We start from the raw sequence: 17,610 nt of genomic DNA on the forward strand, positions 1-17,610 counted from the left end.
CCCGTGCCCGGCTGGCGCTGGGCAGGGGCTGAAAAAAGGCAAAAAAAAGCTGCCATAACCCTGGCAGCCAGAACAACGAGCACGCGTTGCTCGCCACAGTATCGGGCTGGCGTATGACGTTTTGATGACATGTTCCAGCGTTCAAATACCTGGGCACTGTCATCCGGACGTCATCTTTCGAGTGGCAAAATCCCCTCCAACCCTCTGCCGGCGCAGGGGTGCTTGCCAACGGATGAACTTGCCAGGAACACAGCCCATGAAAGGCGAAAGCCCCCTGTATGCCGCCATCGACCTGGGCTCCAATGCGTTTCGCCTGATGATCGGGCAACCCCTCAAGCGCGATCGGCAGTGGCAGGTCCAGGCCGTCAAGACCCTGCGGGAACCGGTGCGCCTGGCCGAAGGCTTGCAGGGCGGGGCGCTGGATGAGTTGGCCTTGGAACGCGGCTGGCAGGCCTTGGCGCGTTTTGGCAAGCGCTTGCGGGGCTTCGAGCCCGGACGGGTGCGTGCCGTGGCCACCAGCGCGGTGCGTGAAGCCGACAATGCGCGGCTGTTTCTCCACGGTGCCGAGCGCCGCCTGGGCTTTCGCATCGATGTCATCAGCGGTCAGGAAGAGGCCCACCTGGTGTACGCCGGGATCGCCCATGCCGACCCCTTGCAACAGGACCGGCGCCTGGTGGTGGACATCGGCGGTGGCTCCACCGAATTGATCATCGGCCAGGGCAGCCAACCACTGCTCACCGAAAGCCTGGCCATCGGCAGCGGCACCTTCGGCACTCGCTATTTCCCGGGTGGTGTCATCAGTGCCACCGGCCTGTTGGAAGCCGAGCGCGTGGCCTGCCGGCAATTCGAACGGGTGGCCCAGCGCTACCGCGAATTGGGTTGGCAGCAGGCCATTGGTTCATCGGGCACCGCGCGCATGCTGGCCAAGGTGCTCAAGGCCAACGGCCTGAACGATGCCGGGGAGGAGGGCATCACCTACGGCGGCTTGCTGCGCTTGTCCCTGCGCCTGCTGCAGGTCGGGCACGTTCGCCAACTCAGGTTGCTGGGGCTGCAACCCCAGCGCCTCGGCAGCCTGCCCGGTGGCCTGGCGCTGATGTTGGCGGCTTTCAAGGTGTTTGGTGTCGAGCGCATGGCGCCTTCGGAGCCTGGGTTGCGGCTGGGCGTGCTGCATGGGTTGATGAGCCAGCGCCTGAACTGATGCGGGTCGAAGAGGCCTTCGAGGGCCGGTATTGACCCTCGATGCCGATTAACCGGCAGCTACTTGAAGTGCTGCTCGAAGCTCGCCACCTGCTCCGGGCGGATTAGCTGGTAGGGCACCCAGACAAAGGTCTCCACCGGCTCACCCTTGATCAGCTTCAGCGCCGCTTGCATGGCACTGGCCGCCTGAGCCTTGGGGTCCTGGAACACTGAGGCGGCCAGTTGCCCGCGCTTGATCGCGTTCAGGCCGTCGGGCAGACCGTCGATGCCCACCACCGGCACTTCGCCCTTGGCCTTGCCGGCCTGTTGCAGGGCCATGGAGGCACCAATGGCCATCTCGTCGTTGTTGGCGACGATGGCGTCGACGTCGACCCCGGCCAGCAGCCAGTTGCTGGTCAGGTCCATGCCTTTGCTGCGTTGCCATTCGGCGCTTTGCTCGCCCACCACCTTGATGCCCGGGTAGTCCTTGAGCACCTGCTTGGCGCCCTCGGTGCGACCCTGGGTGGCGTTCTGCGCGAGGTCGCCCATGATGATCGCGACGTTGCCCTTGCCGCCCATTTTCTCGGCCAGGAAGCGCATCTGCAGTTGCCCGGCCTCGATGTCGTCAGAAGCCACCGCCACCACGCCCTTGGGCAGTTCGGGCTGGTCGGGGCGGCGGTTGACGTAGACCAGCGGGATTTTCGCGGCCACGGCAGCACGGGTGATGTTGGTGGCAGCGGCGGTGTCCACGGGCAGCACGATCACTGCGTCGACCTTTTGCGCGAGGAAGTTCTCGACTTGGCTCAACTGGCGCACCACGTCGCCCTGGGCGTCCTCGAACTGGACCTGCACCTGTTGTTGCTTGGCCGCATCGGCCAGGCCGCTGCGCACGTAGGTCATGAAGTTGTCGTCGACCTTGGCGATGCTCACGCCAATGCGGTAGTCGGCCAGGGCCAGGTGGCTGAACAGGGTCAGGGCCCCGGCAAGCAGAAATGAGTAGCGACGCATGATGGTTTTCCTTTTGTTGTTATGGGATGAAATTCATCAAGATCCATCGGTGCTGCAGTGGGCTCTCGGGGCCGGGCGGTCCGCCGAGAGCCCGGTGCTGTTCACGCCAGGGTGAAGGCGTGGCGGAAGCTTTCCAGGGCCTGTTCGGAATCCCCCGAGGCCCAGCCTTCAAGGCCGACCACTCCCTTATAACCGATGCCGTGCAAGGCCCTGGCAATCGCCGGGTAATGAATTTCGCCGGTGCCCGGCTCCTTGCGCCCGGGCACGTCGGCCACCTGGATTTCACCGATAGCCGCACCGGCGCGCTGGATCAATTCGATCAGGTTTCCCTCACCGATTTGTGCGTGGTACAGGTCCAGGTTCATTTTCAAGTGGGCGCTGCCCACGGCTTCCACCAGGGCCAAAGTGTCGTCGGCACGGGCGAACGGGGTGCCGGGATGATCCACCGCGGTGTTGAGGTTTTCCAGGAGAAACACCTTGCCGGCGTCTTCGCCCAGGCGGGCAATCTGCTCCAGGGTCTTGCACGCCCGCAACCACTGGGCGCCGCTGCTGCGGGCCACGGGCCGTACCGGCAGGCCCCGGTTGTCCAGGCCGGTGCCGTGCAGGTTGAGGCTCGGGCAGTTCAGGCGGGCGGCCACGCCGAGGGATTCCCGGGCGCTGTCCAGCAGATTGCGGATGCCTTCGGGCTCGGTCAGGTTGCCGCTGATGTAGCCGGTCATGGAGGTGAAATCGGCGCCGGTGGCGGCCAGGGCGACGATGTCCTTTTGCGTCCAGTCCCAGATTTCCGCGCTGAAACCGAGGGCGTGGATGCGCTGCACCCGCTCCACGAACGGCAGTTCGAGGAACACCATTTCGGCGCTGACCGCCAGTTTGAACGGGCAGTGGCTCATGACCGGGCTCCTTCCACGCGCACCGCCTTGCCTTGCTGGAACGAGTCGATGCAGGCCCGGGCGATGGCCAGGGCAGCCCGTGCATCGGCGCCGCTGGCCAGGGGTTGCTCGCCGCTGCGCAGGCAGTCGACAAAGTGGTTGAGTTCGGCGATGTAGGCATCGCGCAGCAGGTCGGTGTCCAGGCGCAGGGTATCGGCCTGGATGCCCGTGGCGGTGTAGCGCAGCAGGTCGCTGTCGCGGATCTCGCCCATGGTCAGCATGCCGGCGCTGCCGAACACTTCGCCGCGCACGTCGTAGCCGTACAGCGCCTGGAAGCTGGCCTCGGCGGTGGCCAGGGCACCGTTGTCGAAGCGTATGCTGACCACAGCGGTGTCCAGCAGGCCCTTGGCCTTGTATTCGGGGGCGATCAGGGCGTCGGCCATGACGTGGACTTCAACCGCCTCGGCGCCCGGGTTGAGGTAGCGCAGGGTGTCGAAGTCGTGGATCAGGGTTTCCAGGAAGATCACCCATTGCGGCGAAGCGGCGGGGTTGTTCAGGGCCGGGTCGCGGGTCAAGGAGCGCAGCAGTTGCGGGGTGCCGATGCGCCCGGCGAGCACGTCCTGGTGAGCGGCGCGGAAGCTGCGGGCAAAACGCCGGTTGAAGCCCACCTGCAACGGCACCTGGGCATCGGCGGCGGCCGCGATGGCACGGTCGGCTTCCACCAGGGTGATGGCCATGGGTTTCTCGCAGAAGATGCCTTTGCCGGCCCGGGCGGCGCTGATCACCAGTTCGGCGTGGCTGCGGGCCGGGGCGGCGATCAGCACGCCATCGACTTGCGGGTCGTCGAGCAGTTGCTGCGGGTCGGTGTAGACCCGTTCGACCCCCAGTTCCGCCGCCAGGCGCGCGGCTTGGCCGGGCGTTGGGTCGGCGATGGCCACCAGGTGCGCGCCGGGAATGTGCCGGGCAGCGGTCTGGGCATGGAAGCTGCCCATGCGACCGGCGCCGATAAGGCCGAGGCGGATGATCTTGGGTGCTGGCATAAGGTGATTCCTTGTTGTTGTGGGTCGGGCTCGGGGCGCATCGCAGCGCCGTCCCTGACCCTTCAGCAAGGCCTGTGCCAGTTTTTAAGTGATTGATATTTATGGCTATTTTATGAATTCACACGCTTGAAGTGTGCATGTCGATGACATGTCTATAATGACATGTCAAAAATATGAACATGGTCAGGAAGCCCTCATGCCCCTCACGTTGCTGCCCACCGCCATCGGCCCGGACGACCTCGATTACATCACCGCCCTCGGCCCGGTGGCGTTGAACGAGGGGCCCATTCCCCAGGTGCAACAGGCCTGGGAGCAGTGTCTGCAGGGGCACCTGGAACGGCCGGCCGGTGTGCGGCAGGTGATCTGGGCTTCGTGGCGGCGCAGCGTCGAGGCCGGGTTGGACCCGCAGGACGCCGCCTACCGTTTTGTCAGCCCTGAAGCCCTGGCGGCCACGCTTTCCGCCAACCGCCAACTGATCGCCACCGCCGAACAGATCATGGGCGGGCTGCTGGCCTATAACCCCCGGGGTCATATCAACCTGACTGACGCCGAAGGCACCACCCTGGCGTTCTGTGGCCTGGACCTGACCCCCGTGGGCAGCCGCTTGCTGGAGTCGGTGCAGGGCACCAATTGCACCGGCCTGGCCCTGGCCGAAGACCGCCTGGTGTATGTGCTGGCCGAGGAAAACTTCGCCAGTGGCCTGCGCCAGCGGCGCATGCATTGCGCTGCCGCGCCGATCCGCGATGCCCAGGGCCGGACCCTGGCCATGCTGACCCTGACCGCCGAACCTGGCTGGTTCCATTTTCATACCCTGGGCACGGTGCAGGCGGCAGCCGAGGCGGTGTCACGGCAGATGGCCCTGCACACCCTGCTGGAAGAACAGCGCACGGTGCTGGAAGTGCTCAACGAAGGCTTGGTGGTGCTGGACCAGGAGGGCCGGATCAAGGCCCTCAATCGTTATGCCCGGCAGCTGTTCCGGGTCGGTTCGGAACTGCTCGGGCAGCCTTTCCAGCAACTGGGGCAGAGCGAGCTCAAGGAGCAGGTATTGCTGCGCGCGGGCGAAGGGCTGCGGGACCTGGATTGCACCTTCGAACTGCACGACCGCACCCAGCTGGCGTGCCTGGTGTCGGTGTGCGCCCTGGAACAGGGTGGGCGCATTGTTTCGCTGCGGGAGAACCGGCGCATCCGCGAAATCACCCGGCGCCTCATCGGCACCCAGGCCAGCTACACCTTCGACACCATCCAGGGGAACTCCCGGGTGATCCAGGATGCCTTGCGCCTGGGGCGGATCGCCAGCCGCAGCGATTCCACCACCCTGATCCTCGGCGAAAGCGGCACCGGCAAGGAGCTGTTTGCCCAGGCCATCCACAACGCCAGCGACCGGGCCAGCGGGCCCTTTGTCGCGGTCAACTGCGGGGCCATTCCCCGCGACCTGGTGCAGAGCGAATTGTTCGGCCACGTGGAAGGCGCCTTCACCGGTTCGGCCCGGGGTGGCTCGGCCGGCAAGTTCGAGCTGGCGGACGGCGGCACCATTTTCCTCGACGAAATCGGCGACATGTCCTTCGACGCCCAGGTCAGCTTGCTGCGGGTGTTGCAGGAGGGCGAGGTGACCCGGGTCGGGGCGAAAAAATCCCAGCGGGTGGATGTGCGCATCATCGCGGCCACCCACCGCAACCTCAGCCAGGCGGTGGCCCAGGGAGCGTTTCGCGAGGACCTGTATTACCGCCTCAACGTGCTCAACCTGACGGTGCCACCCCTGCGCCTGCGCCGCGAAGACATCGCCCTGCTGGCCTGGCACTTTCTCCAGCGCTGCGCCCAGTCCCTGCGCAAGGCGGTGCAGGGCATCGCTCCTGCAGCCATGGAAGCCTTGGCCGCCTACCCCTGGCCGGGCAATGTGCGCGAGCTGGAAAACACCATCGAACGGGCCACCAACCTGGCCAGCGGCGCGCAGATCCAACTTGGCGACCTGCCCCTGGAGATCCTCCAGGGCCCGCGTCGGCCAGGCCTGGCCACCAGCGCCGAGCCCCGGGCGGCGCTGGACCTGAGCACCCAGGAAATGCAGGCAATCATCGCTGCCCTGCGCGCCAGCGGCGGTAATATCCGCCTCGCCGCCCGCCAGCTCAACGTCTCCCGCGGCGGCCTGTACAACAAAATGAACCGCTTCGGCCTGAGCGCCGACAGCTTCCGTGGGGGCGCGGAGGGCTAGGTGCCGGGCTGCTGGAATCACCTCGCGCCGCCCCCATCGACCCCGATCATGCGGCGCTTTTTTTTACTCATGGAAAAGGATGGCCTTATGCGCGAACGTCAATCGGCCCGGTGGCTGGTCTTGAACCCCGACCGGGCGCTGCTGTTGTTCCACTTCCGGCACCATGACGATGCCCTGGCCGGGCGCAGCTATTGGGCCACGCCCGGTGGTGGTGTCGAACCCGGCGAGAGCTTCGAGGCTGCGGCGATTCGCGAGCTCTGGGAAGAGACCGGGTTGCGTATCGAGCACGCGGGGGCATCGGTGGGCGAGCGCAGTTTCCCCATGCTTTTGCCCAGTGGTGAAAAGGTGCGGTCCGTCGAGCGCTACTACCTGCTGCAGGTGAGCGATGCCCGGCTGTCCCGGGAACAATGGACTGTCGAGGAACAGCGGGTCATGGCCGACCATCGCTGGTGGTCCAGGGCTGAACTGGAAGCCACCCACGACACGGTTTATCCCCTGGGCCTGCTGGAAATGCTGGAGCAAGCGGGGGCGTTCTGACGGGCCGCGGCGTGGTTTTTCTGCCCGTCAGTCTGTTGGCGATGCCAGGGCTTCAGTCGTGCTGCGGCCAGGCGTCGGTGATGCTGTGCCACGGCGCCTTGTCGGCCACGTAAAGGTGTTTTTGTCGGGGGGCGAGGAAGGGCGTGTCCAGGCTGCCGAGGGCGATCGAGACCCAGTCGGCGTAGGCGCCCTGGGTGTTACTCCAGAACAGTGAGGCACCGCAACGGCCACAGAACTGCCGGGCCACACCGGGGGAGGAGGCGTAGCTGTTCAGCGCCTCTGGCTCACCACTGATGTGCAGGCTTGAGCGCGGCACGCTGGCGTAACTGGCAAAGGCTGCGCCGTGACCTTTGCGGCATTGGCTGCAATGGCAATGGGTCACGGCTTTGGGTGGGCTGCTCAGCCGATACTGCACGGCGCCGCACAGGCAACGGCCGTGGTAATCGGCGGGGGCTTCAGTAGAAGTCATAGTAGATCGCCCATTCGCCGCTCTCCCGGTGCTTCCAGAACATCAGGCTGCCGCTGTGGATCACGTTGAGGTTGATCTTGGCGTCGGACGAGATTTGCATGACAAATTCGAAGCCGTCGCCGGGGTCGATGCCGGCCTGGCAAAAGGACGGGTAGCCCCCCAGTTTGTGCTCGTAGCAGTGGCTCACCAGGTCGTAGTAACAACTGATGGTGCCGTCTCGTTCGAGGCTGAGGACTTCCAGTTCCAGGTCCCGGGGGATACCGCCGCCGTCCCACAAGGGATAGTCCTCGGCAACGACTTCGGCTTTCAAAGGAAAGGGTTTTAGGAAGGCCTTGGGCGCCGTCAGCTCCTTACGCACCAGCACGTCGTCGGCGCGGTATTCGCGAATCACCCAGTTGTTGCCCATGGGTTCCAGCTCATCGGGGAAGGGGTTGCCGACGAACAGGGTCAGGACTCGCACGCCTTCCAGCCATGGGCTGCTGAAGGGCAGGGCCGGCAGGTAAAACTGGGCGAAGGGCAGCAGCGGCTCACCCTGCGGGTTGCAGGGCAGTTCTTCGTCGGGGCCGTACAGAAAGACGCGACCCAACCAGCTTTCTTCATCGCTGTGGGTGGGGCGAAAACCGCCGGCGCTGAACTTCACGGCCGGCTTGGCCAGGCGTTGCTTGAGCTCCTGAATGTCCATGGTCAGGTGATCTATCCCTATCGGTCAGTCGTGGAAAAGGGCGCTACTGTGGGCGGTTTTGCCCGTGCTTGGCAAGCCTGGTGGCCAGGGAAAACAGGTCACGCCCGGGGCGCGGTTTGGCATAAGATCCGCCCCAGCATTTTTGCATTCAGGGACAGGCAGCACCGTGAACTGGGACGATCTGAAGTTTTTCCTGGCCGTGGCCAAGGCCCACAACATCACCGATGCCGGGCATGCCCTGAAGGCCTCGGCGTCCACCGTTGCGCGCAAGGTGGCCGCCCTTGAACAGGCCCTGGGCCAGGGCCTGTTCGTGAAGAACACCACCGGCTATTTCCTCAGCGAAGCCGGGCAGGCGCTGTTGCCCCTGGCCCTGGAGACCGAGGCGCGCTTCCTGCAGATGCAACGTCAAGTGGCCCATCCCGGCAGCGGCCTGGAAGGCAGCGTGCGCATCGAGTGTCCGGAACTGATGGGCACCCACTTGATCATTCCCGGCTTGCTGGGCTTTCGCGAGCGCTACCCGCAGATCCGTTTCGACCTGGTCAACGCCGCACGTTCCAGCAAGCTGGCCCACAGCCAGAGTGACGTGATCCTGCGGTTGCGCCGAGCCGAGAGCGGCCCGTTCACCCAGCGTCGGGTGGGCCGGCTGGCCCAAGGGCTATTCTGCTCCGACGCCTACGCCGCACTTCAGGGGCTGCCCGGGTCGGCGGCCGATCTGCCGGCCCATAGCCTGATCGGCTGGAGCGAGGACATGGCCCACATGCCCCTGGCGCGCTGGCTGGCGCAGATCAGCGACGGGCAGGGCTTGTGGTTGCGGGTGCCGACCCTTAATGCCCAGCTCCAGACGGTGCAGGCCGGCCTGGGGATCGCGGCCTTGCCGGCCTATGTCGGGCATCGCCTGGGGTTGTGCCCGGTGCTGCCGATGCTGACGGCACCGGGGGCGGAGATCTGGCTGCTGCGCAATCAGGCGAGCCAGGGGCTGGCGCGGGTCGACCGGGTGGTGGAACACCTCGACCAGTGGTTGCAGCAGCACGCGGCCGAGTTGCAGTAAGCGCGTCGAGTCCGCTCAGATCGACCAGGCCCTGAACAGCATCCAGCCGGCCACGGCCACCAGCAGCAGCCCGAATACGGCGTTCTGCAGCACCAGCCAGCCGGGTCGGGTACACATCAGGCGCTGCACTGTCGCCCCCAGGGACACCCACAACAGGTGGGCGCAGAAGTTCAGGGTGATCAGCGCCGCGCTGAGCATCAGCACCTGGGTCGGGCGGGCGTCGTCCACGGGCAAAAAACTCGCGAACATCACCAGCAACATCACCAGCCCCTGGACATTGCCCAGTTGAACCACCACACCGTCGCGCCATTGCAGCGGCCTGGAGGGCTCGGCGCTGGCGGTTGGCGGGCGTCGCAGCAGGCGCAGGCCGCGCCAGAAAATGTAGGCGCTGCCGGCTATTTGCAGGCTGCGCATCAGTGTCGGGTAGGCACTCAGGCTGTGGTACAGCCCGAGCCCCATCAGCAGTGCGAGCAGCAGGTAAGTGAGGTCGAGCCCGGCGATAAACCTCAGAGAATGGCGCACGCCACTCTGCGCCCCGGAGGTGGCCACCATCAGGTTGCCGGGGCCGGCGCTCAGGGCCAGGGGCGCCATGGTGGACAGCCACAAGGCCCAGTTGATGTCGACGATGGCCTGCACAGGCGCTTCCTTGTTGGCAGCGCGGAGTGCGCCGCAGGCAGTCTATGGCGGGTGATGGCGGGTGGTTAGCACCAGGAATGGAAAACGATTTTCCAGACGGGAGTGTCGCTCGGTGTCAGCGAGGCGCGGTGCTGGGGTCTTGATGGGCGGCTTGCAGCCAACGGGTGAACTCACGCAGCCGCTGGCTGAACCCCGGGACCGGTGCCGCACTGTACCGGGCGTGCTGCAGGAAAAAAGCGCTGGCCGCCGCCATGGCCGGGTAGCCTTCGACAAACAGCTCGGCATGCTCTTCCAGGCTGGCCGGCCAACGCGGCTCCTGCTCCGTGCGCAGCAGGTTGGTCGAGCGTATGAGCTTGCGTGCGGCCTCGCGCTGCCAGCGGGGCACGTCCACGGATTGCCCGGCGCCATCGATGCGATCGGCGTACCCCAGGAGGACGCTGGCGAAGTCGCCATTGACCGCGATGGCAATGGCCCGGGACGGCTTGAACGGCGTGAAGTGTGTGCTCAGGTCGTTGCCCCACAGGCAGCGGCAGTGGTGCTTGAGCCAGTAGCCCCAGCTCGCCCGATGTTCGGGGGCCAGCACCTCGGCGCGCAGGCCGATGTCGAAATCGATCTTCAGCACTTCCGGATGCTGCGCCGCCAGGGTCTGCCGCAGGCATTCCAGGTCTGCCTGTTCCTCGGCGCTGGCCGGGCGCTGCAGCACCAGGGTCAGGTCCAGGTCCGAGGCCCCCAGCTTGGCATCGCCCCGGGCCACGCTGCCGTACAGGTACAGGCCGTCGAGCAGGTTCGGGAATTGCTGGCTCAAGCGGCGGCACACCTGGGCCACCAGCCCCCGGAATTCGGCCTGGATCGGGCCGTCGGGGGCGGCGGCGATACAGCCGTCAGGGGTGGGCGAGGTGGCCATGGGCGCTCCGGGGTGGGGCGTTTTACGCCGTTTGCCGGCGCATGGTCAGGATCGCGCTGCCGAAGAAGATAAAGGTGGAACCGACCACGCGATTGACCCACTTGGAAAACGCCGGGCGCGTCAGCACGCCTTTGGCCCGCGAAGCGAGCAGGGCGTAAGCGCTGAGGGAGATCAGCGACAAGGCCATGAAGATCAGGGTCAGGATCAGGAACTGTGGAACCAGCGCCGCCTGTTGATCGATGAACTGCGGGAACAGCGCGGTGAAGAAAATCGTCGCCTTGGGGTTGGTCGCCGCCGTCAGGAAGGCCGACTTGTACAGCTTGAGCGGCGAGGGCATGGCCTCTTGCGGCTGGCCGTCGCTGGTCACCGCCAGGGTCGGGGTTTTCTTCAACAATTGCTTGGCGCCGAGGTAGAACAGGTAGCCGGCACCGGCGATCTTCACTGCGTTGAAAATCAGTTCGGAGCTGGCGATCAGCGCCCCCAGCCCGAGCATGGCGGCGGCCGACATGCAGAACAGGCCGCTGACGTTGCCCAGCGATGACCAGAGGGTCGACTTGGCGCCGTACGCCACGCTGTTGTGCAGGGCCATCAAGGTGGCAGGGCCAGGGCTGGCGATGGAAATGGCAGCGACCAGGGTGTAGGTCAAAACCGAGTGAACATCCATTTTTCGGGCTCGATAAACAGGGGAAGAGGGCGCGATTCTAACGAGAATAATGGCGGCGCGTCAGCCTGCGCTTGTTCAATTCGGCGCCGAGCATGCGGCCGGCAGATTCTGCGCGGCCTATTTCTGCGGGCCAGTGTTCCAGCAAAGTGGGGGCGACGCGTGTCAGTTCATCGGCGTTAGCCGGCTCAGTTGTTCGCTGCTGGGAAAGCCCAGGGTGCGGTAGCGCGGGGGGTAGTGCTCGCGGTCCGGGGCCAGCAGTTCACCCAGGTGGGTTTCGACGTCGTGCCAGGCGACCACCTGGGTGTCGGTGGCGCCCTGGTGGTTGGGACGCACCAGGATGATTCGGTCGGCCTTCGGCAGCGAGGTGTCGACGCCTTCGGTCCAGGTCGCCATCGAGAAGGTCTTGTTGGGATCGCTGGTGTGCTGATAAAGCAGGTAAGTGGCGACGAACAGGTCGTCGTTGAAGGTTTCATGGATTTTTTCCAGGGTTTCCTTCTGCACGCTGTAGAGGCTGTGCCACAGCCTGCGCTGCAGGTCGTCCAGGCGTTCCTGGAGCGCGGCCTGGGCCACATTGAAGGGCACGATCCGCCGGTCATCGTAGGTGTAGACCTGGCTCGACAGGGCGCGGCCGTTGTCCATGGCCTGGAAGCTCAATTCGATCATCTCCTGCAGGCCGTCGAGGTCCTTGTCGCCGGTCACCAGCAGCACGTCATGGGTGGGCATCATGAACACCGGCCGGCCTTTGATCGGCGCCCGTTGCAGCACGTCGGGGAGCAAGGCGCGGCTGGCGTCGTAGCCGTCCTTCCAGGCGCCCAGGTAGAGCCCGGGGATGATTTCCTCGAAGGCGTCGGGGGTGCTGTCGCGCAGGTTGTCCAGGGCCATGGCCAGGCCCTGTTCCAGGGTGATGCCCCAGTCGTTCTGGGGGCCCTGGGTCAGGGTCGAGGTGGCGTCGGGGTAGTCCACTGCCAGCAGCAATACGCAATCCTTGCCCAAGGGCTGATGAGCCAAGGTGAGGGGCGAGTCCCAGCCCTTGCTGCGCACCTGGAACAGCCGAACTTCTTCGAGCATGCCGAGGCTGCGAATCACTGGCCGCAGCAGCGGGCGGACCTCTTCGAAGGGCTGGGGGGCCTTGTCCTGGGTGCCCAGCAGGATGTTCACGTAGTGGGTCAGCACCTGGGGGCGCTGAGCGGGGGCGGCTTGCTGGTACTCGTGGTAGGCATTGTGCAGATTGAAGTAGCACTGATCGCCGTAACCCACGCGAAATTCGTCCGCCTGGTAGTCGAGGTCACTGCGGTAGCCGCCTTCGCGAGCGGCCTGGATGATCTTCTGGGCAAAGGCATCGGGTGTCGGCGGGCGGTTGAACAGTCTGTCGAATAATGCCTTGAGCATGTACCGGGTCCTCCATGGGGGCGAGTGGCGCATGATGCGGGTCCTGGCAGGTGGGGTAAAGCTGCACGCGCCCTGGAGGCTTGGGAACCCGGCATCGGGCACGGCCAGCTTTTTCCTCGCCAGCGACGACAAAAATCATAATTTCGCTATTGCCCGGCTCCGAACAGAATGCGCCCAACCCCCACCTTTCGAGGCACTCCCGGGGCAGCCATGATCCGCATCTGTAGGGGCAAGCCATGATCGACCAGAACCAAGCCGGCACCAGCGCCGCACCGTCATTTATCGACACGCTCATCGTGGGCGCCGGGCAGGCCGGCGTGGCCATGAGCGAGCACCTGAGCAAGCTCGGCGTGCCGCACCTGGTGCTGGAGCGCGAGCGCATCGCCGAACGCTGGCGCACCGGGCGTTGGGACTCCCTGGTGGCCAACGGGCCGGCCTGGCACGACCGCTTTCCGGGGTTGGAATTCGACGGCCTGGACCCCGATGCCTTCGCCTCCAAGGACCAGGTGGCGGATTACTTCGAAGCCTACGCCAAGGCGTTCAACGCGCCGATTCGCACGGGCGTGGAGGTGCACCGGGTGCAACGCAATGCCGACCGCCCGGGCTTTACCGTGACCACTTCCGAGGGGGTGATCGAGGCCCAGCACGTGGTGGTTGCCACCGGCCCGTTCCAGCGCCCGGTCATCCCACCGATTGCCGCACAGGCCGGGGCCATCAGCCAGATCCACTCGGCCGACTACCGCAACCCGCAGCAGTTGCCCGAGGGCGCGGTGCTGGTGGTCGGGGCCGGTTCGTCGGGGGTACAGATCGCCGACGAACTGCAACGTTCCGGGCGGCAGGTGTACCTCTCGGTGGGCGCCCACGATCGCCCGCCGCGCTCCTATCGCAACCGTGATTTCTGCTGGTGGCTGGGGGTGCTCGGCCAATGGGACGCCGAAGGCGTGGAACCGGGCAAGGAACACGTGACCATCGCCGTCAGCGGTGCCCGGGGCGGCGAGACCATCGACTTCCGCCGCCTGGCCCAGCAGGGCATGACCCTGGTGGGGCTGACCCAATCCTTCAGCAACGGGGTGGTGAACTTCGAGGCCAACCTGGCCGAGAACCTGGCGCGGGGCGACGAGAACTACCTGGCGCTGCTGGATGCCGCCGATGCCTACATCGCCCGCAATGGCCTTGACCTGCCCCTGGAGCCTGAAGCCCGCGACATGCTGCCGGACCCAGCCTGCGTGAGCCAACCCATTCTCCAGCTGGACCTGGCCAAGGCCGGCGTGACCTCGATCATCTGGGCCACCGGCTACGGTGTGGACTACCAGTGGCTGCAGGTCGATGCCTTCGACGCCAACGGCAAGCCTCGCCACCAGCGCGGCGTGTCCAGCGAGCCCGGGGTCTATTTTGTCGGCCTGCCATGGCTGTCGCGGCGCGGTTCGGCGTTTATCTGGGGTGTGTGGCATGACGCCCGGCACATCGGCGAACACATCGCCAAGCAACGCAAATACCTGGATTACCGTGACGCCTCGCAACGCCAGGCCGAGCGTGATTCCTCACCCGTAACCACCCGCCTGATGGGAGCCCGTTGATGCCTACTCATACCCGCATTCGTATGTTCAACACCAAAGACACCTACCCCAACCAGAGCCTGGACAACGACCTGTGCCAGGCCGTGCGGGCCGGCAATACGGTCTATGTTCGCGGCCAGGTGGGCACCGACTTCGAAGGGCGCCTAGTGGGCCTGGGCGACCCGCAGGCCCAGGCCGAGCAGGCGATGAAAAACGTCAAGCAACTGCTGGAAGAGGCCGGCAGCGACCTCAGCCATATCGTCAAGACCACCACCTACCTGACCGACCCGCGCTACCGCGAGCCGGTCTACCAGGAAGTCGGCAAATGGCTGAAAGGGGTGTTCCCGATCTCCACTGGCCTGGTGGTGTCTGCCCTCGGCCAGCCGCAGTGGTTGATGGAAATCGACGTGATCGCGGTTATCCCGGACTGAACCCTGGTGCGCCGGCCGTGCCATACAGGCGGTCGGCGGCGGGCTTGACTGATTGCACGTCCCCCTTTTGTGCCTGGCCCTTGCCGGCCGGGCACCAGCCCTTGAGTTCAAGGAGGTTTCATGACCTTTTCCATCGTTGGCCGTTGTGCCGAAACCGGCCAGTTGGGCATTGCCATCAGCTCTTCGAGCATCGCCGTAGGCGCCCGTTGCCCCTGGCTGCGGGCCGGGGTCGGCGCGGTGGCCACGCAGAACATCACCCTGCCGGCATTGGGCCCGCAGATCCTTGACCTGCTGGCCGCCGGCCAGGAACCCGGCGTTGCCCTGGACAGGGCCTTGAACAGTAATGGCTACAGCCAGTACCGCCAGGTCGCGGTGCTCGACAGCCAGGGGCGCAGCGCGATGTTCAGCGGCACCCAGGCGCTGGGCAACAGCCAGGTGCTGGCGGGCGAGCAGTGTGTGGCCGCCGGCAATCTATTGGCGAGCACCGAGGTGATCGGGGCCATGGTCGCCGCTTTCGAACACGCCGAAGGCAGCCTGGCCCAGCGCTTGCTGGCCGCCATGCACGCTGCTGTGGCCGCTGGCGGTGAAGCCGGGCCGGTGCACTCGGCGGCGCTGTCGGTGGTCGAGGAATTGACCTGGCCGATTGTCGACCTGCGCGTGGACTGGGCCGATGACGACCCGATCGGGCAACTGGACCGGCTCTGGCAGGCTTACCAGCCGCAGATGCAGGACTACCAGACCCGCGCCCTGAACCCCACGGCGGCCCCCAGTTATGGCGTGCCGGGCAACGAGTAATGCGCTTCCTGGCCGGGTGCGATTCATCGCCCGGCCGCTTTTTATCGCCATGCCCCAGGAGCCCCGTCCATGCCCACCAGTCGTGAATTGCTGGCCAAGCTGATTGCCTTTAACACCGTCAGCCGCGAGTCCAACCTGGCGCTGATCGCGTTTGTCTTCGACTACCTCAAGGCCCAGGGGGTGGACGCCGAGTTGGTCTACAACCCCGAGCGCACCAAGGCCAACCTGTTCGCCAGCATCGGCCCCAGCGACCGCGGCGGCCTGGTGCTGTCGGGCCACACCGACGTGGTGCCGGTGGCAGGGCAGGCCTGGACTGTCGAACCGTTCCAACTGACCGAGCGCGACGGCAAGTTGTACGGGCGGGGCAGTGCCGACATGAAAGGCTTTATCGCCTCGGTGTTGGCGGCCGTGCCGCAGTTTCTTGCGCAACCGCTGCAAGTGCCGGTGCACCTGGCGTTCTCCTACGACGAAGAAGTCGGTTGCCTGGGGGTGCGTTCGCTGCTGGCTGAACTCGAACAGCGGCCGCACCGGCCCATCGCCTGCCTGATCGGCGAGCCCACCGAGCTCAAGCCGGTGCTCGGTCACAAGGGCAAGCTGGCCATGCGTTGCCAGGTCAAGGGCGCGGCCTGTCATTCGGCCTATGCGCCCCAGGGGGTCAACGCCATCGAGTACGCGGCGCGCTTGATCGGCAAGCTGGGGGACATCGGCGAGCAACTGGCCCAGGGGGCGTCGCATGACCGGCGGTTCGACCCGCCATTCTCGACAGTGCAGACCGGGATGATCCAGGGCGGCCGGGCTTTGAACATCGTGCCGGCCGAGTGTCAGTTCGACTTTGAGGTGCGGGCCTTGCCCGATTTCGATGCGCAGCAGGTGGTGGATCAGTTGGCCGACTACGCCGAACACCAGCTGTTGCCGGCGATGCGCGCCCGCAGCAGTGCCAGCGATATTGCCTTTGAGCCCTTGTCCGCCTACCCGGGGCTGGCCACCGACCCCCAGGGTTCGTTGGCCGAGTTGCTGGCGCGTATCAGCGGCAGCCGGGAATTCGGCACCGTGGCTTTTGGCACGGAGGGCGGGCTGTTTCACCAGGCCGGCATTCCGGCCGTGGTCTGTGGCCCGGGCAGCATGGACCAGGGGCACAAGGCCGATGAGTTCGTCAGCCAGGAGCAGCTCGACGGCTGCGACGCCATGCTCGCGCGCCTGACCGATTGGCTGCGCAGCGGCGCCTGAGGGCGTCCTCACTCGCACCGCGCCCAGCCGTTGTCGCTTAGGGGCAGACGCCGGCAGCCCCGGCACTCAGTTGTTCCTTGCAGTAGGCCACGAACAGCTGGGCGGGTTTGGTCGGCTGGGCGCGTTTCAGCCAGGCCGACACCAGCCCCGAGGTCGATACCTGCTCGGCCAGGTTTACGGCCACCACTTTCTTGCCGTCGTAGGTGCATTCCGAATGGGGCCGGGTGACCAGCAGGGAGAAGCCGAAGCCCTGGCCGACCATGCCCCGGACCATTTCGATGGAGGGCGAGCTGAAGACAATGTTCGGCGTCAGCCCCAGCTCAGTGAAGATGCGCACGAAGTAGGTGCGGCTGGGCAGCACGTCGAGCAGGATCATCGGCTCCAGGCACAGGTCGCGCAGGGACACCTCGGCCTGCTCGGTGAAACGGTGCCCCTCGGGCAGCAGCGCATAGGGCTTTTGCGGCGGCATCAAGGGCTCGGTCTCGATGGTGTTGTCCAGGTCGTGCTCGTAGAGAAAAGCCAGGTCGAAGGTGCCGGCGGTCAGGCCCTGCACCAGTTCCTGCTGGTCACCGTCGCGGATGCGGATGTCCACCCCGGGGTAGCGCTGGCGAAAACCGGCAATCAGGCGCGGCAGGTACAGCGGCGCCACCGTCTCGAAACAGCCGATATCAATCTGCCCGGAAACAATGTCGTTGTCGGCCATGGCGTTCTGCTCGAACTCATGGGCCATGCGCAGCAGTTCCTGGGCTTTGCGATAGAAGCGCGTGCCGCTGGGGGTGAGCGACACCCCTTGGGCGTGGTGGCGGATAAACAGCTGCACGCCGAAGCTTTCTTCCAGGCCCTTGATTGCAGTCGAGATCGACGGCTGGGCGATGTACAGCTTGCGCGAAGCCTCGGCCACGCTGCCGGCCTCCACGGTGGTCACGAAATACTTGAGTTGGCGCAAGGTGTAAGTAGCCACGGGAACCTCTGT

The 17,610-nt window shown here is 65.7% G+C and carries 18 protein-coding genes; 8 read left to right on the forward strand and 10 right to left on the reverse strand.

Going from position 1 to position 17,610, the window contains the following annotated elements:
• The first annotated feature begins 256 nt into the window (after window positions 1–256).
• Window positions 257–1,198, forward strand: a complete 942-nt coding sequence (locus M1B34_RS10880; protein ID WP_268265128.1) for a Ppx/GppA family phosphatase — start codon at window positions 257–259, stop codon at window positions 1,196–1,198.
• A gap of 59 nt (window positions 1,199–1,257) precedes the next feature.
• On the opposite strand, the gene M1B34_RS10885 is transcribed toward M1B34_RS10880, so the two are convergent.
• The 3 genes from M1B34_RS10885 to M1B34_RS10895 form a co-directional block, all read right to left on the reverse strand.
• Window positions 1,258–2,184 carry a sugar ABC transporter substrate-binding protein gene (locus tag M1B34_RS10885; protein ID WP_268265129.1) on the reverse strand — a complete coding sequence of 309 codons (927 nt, stop codon included), beginning with the start codon at window positions 2,182–2,184 and terminating at the stop codon, window positions 1,258–1,260.
• A 101-nt stretch (window positions 2,185–2,285) separates the two neighbouring features.
• Window positions 2,286–3,074, reverse strand: a complete 789-nt coding sequence (locus M1B34_RS10890) for a TIM barrel protein (protein WP_268265130.1) — start codon at window positions 3,072–3,074, stop codon at window positions 2,286–2,288.
• Entirely contained in the window at window positions 3,071–4,093 is a 1,023-nt protein-coding gene (locus M1B34_RS10895) for a Gfo/Idh/MocA family oxidoreductase (RefSeq protein ID WP_268265131.1), read from the reverse strand. The genes M1B34_RS10890 and M1B34_RS10895 overlap by 4 nt, the downstream gene beginning before the upstream one ends.
• A gap of 196 nt (window positions 4,094–4,289) precedes the next feature.
• On the opposite strand from M1B34_RS10895, the gene M1B34_RS10900 reads away from it, so the two are divergent.
• The gene (locus tag M1B34_RS10900; protein ID WP_268265132.1) at window positions 4,290–6,299 is read left to right on the forward strand and encodes a sigma-54-dependent Fis family transcriptional regulator; all 2,010 of its coding nucleotides are present in this window, start codon (window positions 4,290–4,292) and stop codon (window positions 6,297–6,299) included.
• Window positions 6,300–6,386: 87 nt separating this feature from the next.
• Window positions 6,387–6,836 carry an NUDIX hydrolase gene (locus M1B34_RS10905; RefSeq protein ID WP_268265133.1) on the forward strand — a complete coding sequence of 150 codons (450 nt, stop codon included), beginning with the start codon at window positions 6,387–6,389 and terminating at the stop codon, window positions 6,834–6,836.
• A 52-nt stretch (window positions 6,837–6,888) separates the two neighbouring features.
• On the opposite strand, the gene M1B34_RS10910 is transcribed toward M1B34_RS10905, so the two are convergent.
• Window positions 6,889–7,305: a GFA family protein gene (locus M1B34_RS10910; RefSeq protein ID WP_123331612.1), complete on the reverse strand. Its 417-nt coding sequence runs from the start codon at window positions 7,303–7,305 to the stop codon at window positions 6,889–6,891.
• Entirely contained in the window at window positions 7,292–7,987 is a 696-nt protein-coding gene (locus M1B34_RS10915; protein WP_268262101.1) for a YwqG family protein, read from the reverse strand. Before M1B34_RS10915 ends, M1B34_RS10910 begins: the two co-directional genes overlap by 14 nt.
• A 166-nt stretch (window positions 7,988–8,153) precedes the next feature.
• On the opposite strand from M1B34_RS10915, the gene M1B34_RS10920 reads away from it, so the two are divergent.
• Window positions 8,154–9,035, forward strand: coding sequence for a LysR family transcriptional regulator (locus M1B34_RS10920; RefSeq protein ID WP_268265134.1), 882 nt, complete (start codon window positions 8,154–8,156; stop codon window positions 9,033–9,035).
• Window positions 9,036–9,050: 15 nt separating this feature from the next.
• Here M1B34_RS10920 and M1B34_RS10925 read toward each other — a convergent pair whose 3' ends face one another.
• The 4 genes from M1B34_RS10925 to M1B34_RS10940 form a co-directional block, all read right to left on the reverse strand.
• Complete coding sequence (locus M1B34_RS10925; RefSeq protein WP_268265135.1) at window positions 9,051–9,671, reverse strand: LysE family translocator; 621 nt, start codon at window positions 9,669–9,671, stop codon at window positions 9,051–9,053.
• A 115-nt stretch (window positions 9,672–9,786) separates the two neighbouring features.
• A complete protein-coding gene (locus tag M1B34_RS10930; protein ID WP_268265136.1) occupies window positions 9,787–10,575 on the reverse strand; it encodes a nucleotidyltransferase domain-containing protein in 789 nt (262 codons plus the stop codon).
• A 22-nt stretch (window positions 10,576–10,597) separates the two neighbouring features.
• The gene (locus tag M1B34_RS10935) at window positions 10,598–11,239 is read right to left on the reverse strand and encodes a LysE family translocator (RefSeq protein ID WP_268265137.1); all 642 of its coding nucleotides are present in this window, start codon (window positions 11,237–11,239) and stop codon (window positions 10,598–10,600) included.
• Between the two features lie 162 nt (window positions 11,240–11,401).
• Window positions 11,402–12,628, reverse strand: a complete 1,227-nt coding sequence (locus M1B34_RS10940) for a DUF1444 domain-containing protein (protein WP_268265138.1) — start codon at window positions 12,626–12,628, stop codon at window positions 11,402–11,404.
• 236 nt (window positions 12,629–12,864) lie between these two features.
• Between M1B34_RS10940 and M1B34_RS10945 the strand changes: the two genes are divergently transcribed.
• The 4 genes from M1B34_RS10945 (at window position 12,865) to argE (ending at window position 16,637) form a co-directional block, all read left to right on the forward strand.
• Window positions 12,865–14,205, forward strand: coding sequence for a flavin-containing monooxygenase (locus M1B34_RS10945; RefSeq protein ID WP_268265139.1), 1,341 nt, complete (start codon window positions 12,865–12,867; stop codon window positions 14,203–14,205).
• A complete protein-coding gene (locus M1B34_RS10950) occupies window positions 14,205–14,615 on the forward strand; it encodes a RidA family protein (RefSeq protein ID WP_123331628.1) in 411 nt (136 codons plus the stop codon). The genes M1B34_RS10945 and M1B34_RS10950 overlap by 1 nt, the downstream gene beginning before the upstream one ends.
• 120 nt (window positions 14,616–14,735) lie before the next feature.
• The gene (locus M1B34_RS10955) at window positions 14,736–15,410 is read left to right on the forward strand and encodes a DUF1028 domain-containing protein (protein WP_268265140.1); all 675 of its coding nucleotides are present in this window, start codon (window positions 14,736–14,738) and stop codon (window positions 15,408–15,410) included.
• 69 nt (window positions 15,411–15,479) lie between these two features.
• Window positions 15,480–16,637 carry an acetylornithine deacetylase gene (argE, locus tag M1B34_RS10960; RefSeq protein WP_268265141.1) on the forward strand — a complete coding sequence of 386 codons (1,158 nt, stop codon included), beginning with the start codon at window positions 15,480–15,482 and terminating at the stop codon, window positions 16,635–16,637.
• Window positions 16,638–16,674: 37 nt separating this feature from the next.
• On the opposite strand, the gene M1B34_RS10965 is transcribed toward argE, so the two are convergent.
• Window positions 16,675–17,598 (reverse strand): LysR family transcriptional regulator, encoded by a 924-nt coding sequence (locus M1B34_RS10965; RefSeq protein WP_123331635.1) that lies wholly within the window; start codon window positions 17,596–17,598, stop codon window positions 16,675–16,677.
• Between the last annotated feature and the right edge of the window lie 12 nt (window positions 17,599–17,610).

It is taken from the genome of Pseudomonas morbosilactucae, assembly GCF_023241715.1.
Lineage (GTDB): Bacteria > Pseudomonadota > Gammaproteobacteria > Pseudomonadales > Pseudomonadaceae > Aquipseudomonas > Aquipseudomonas morbosilactucae.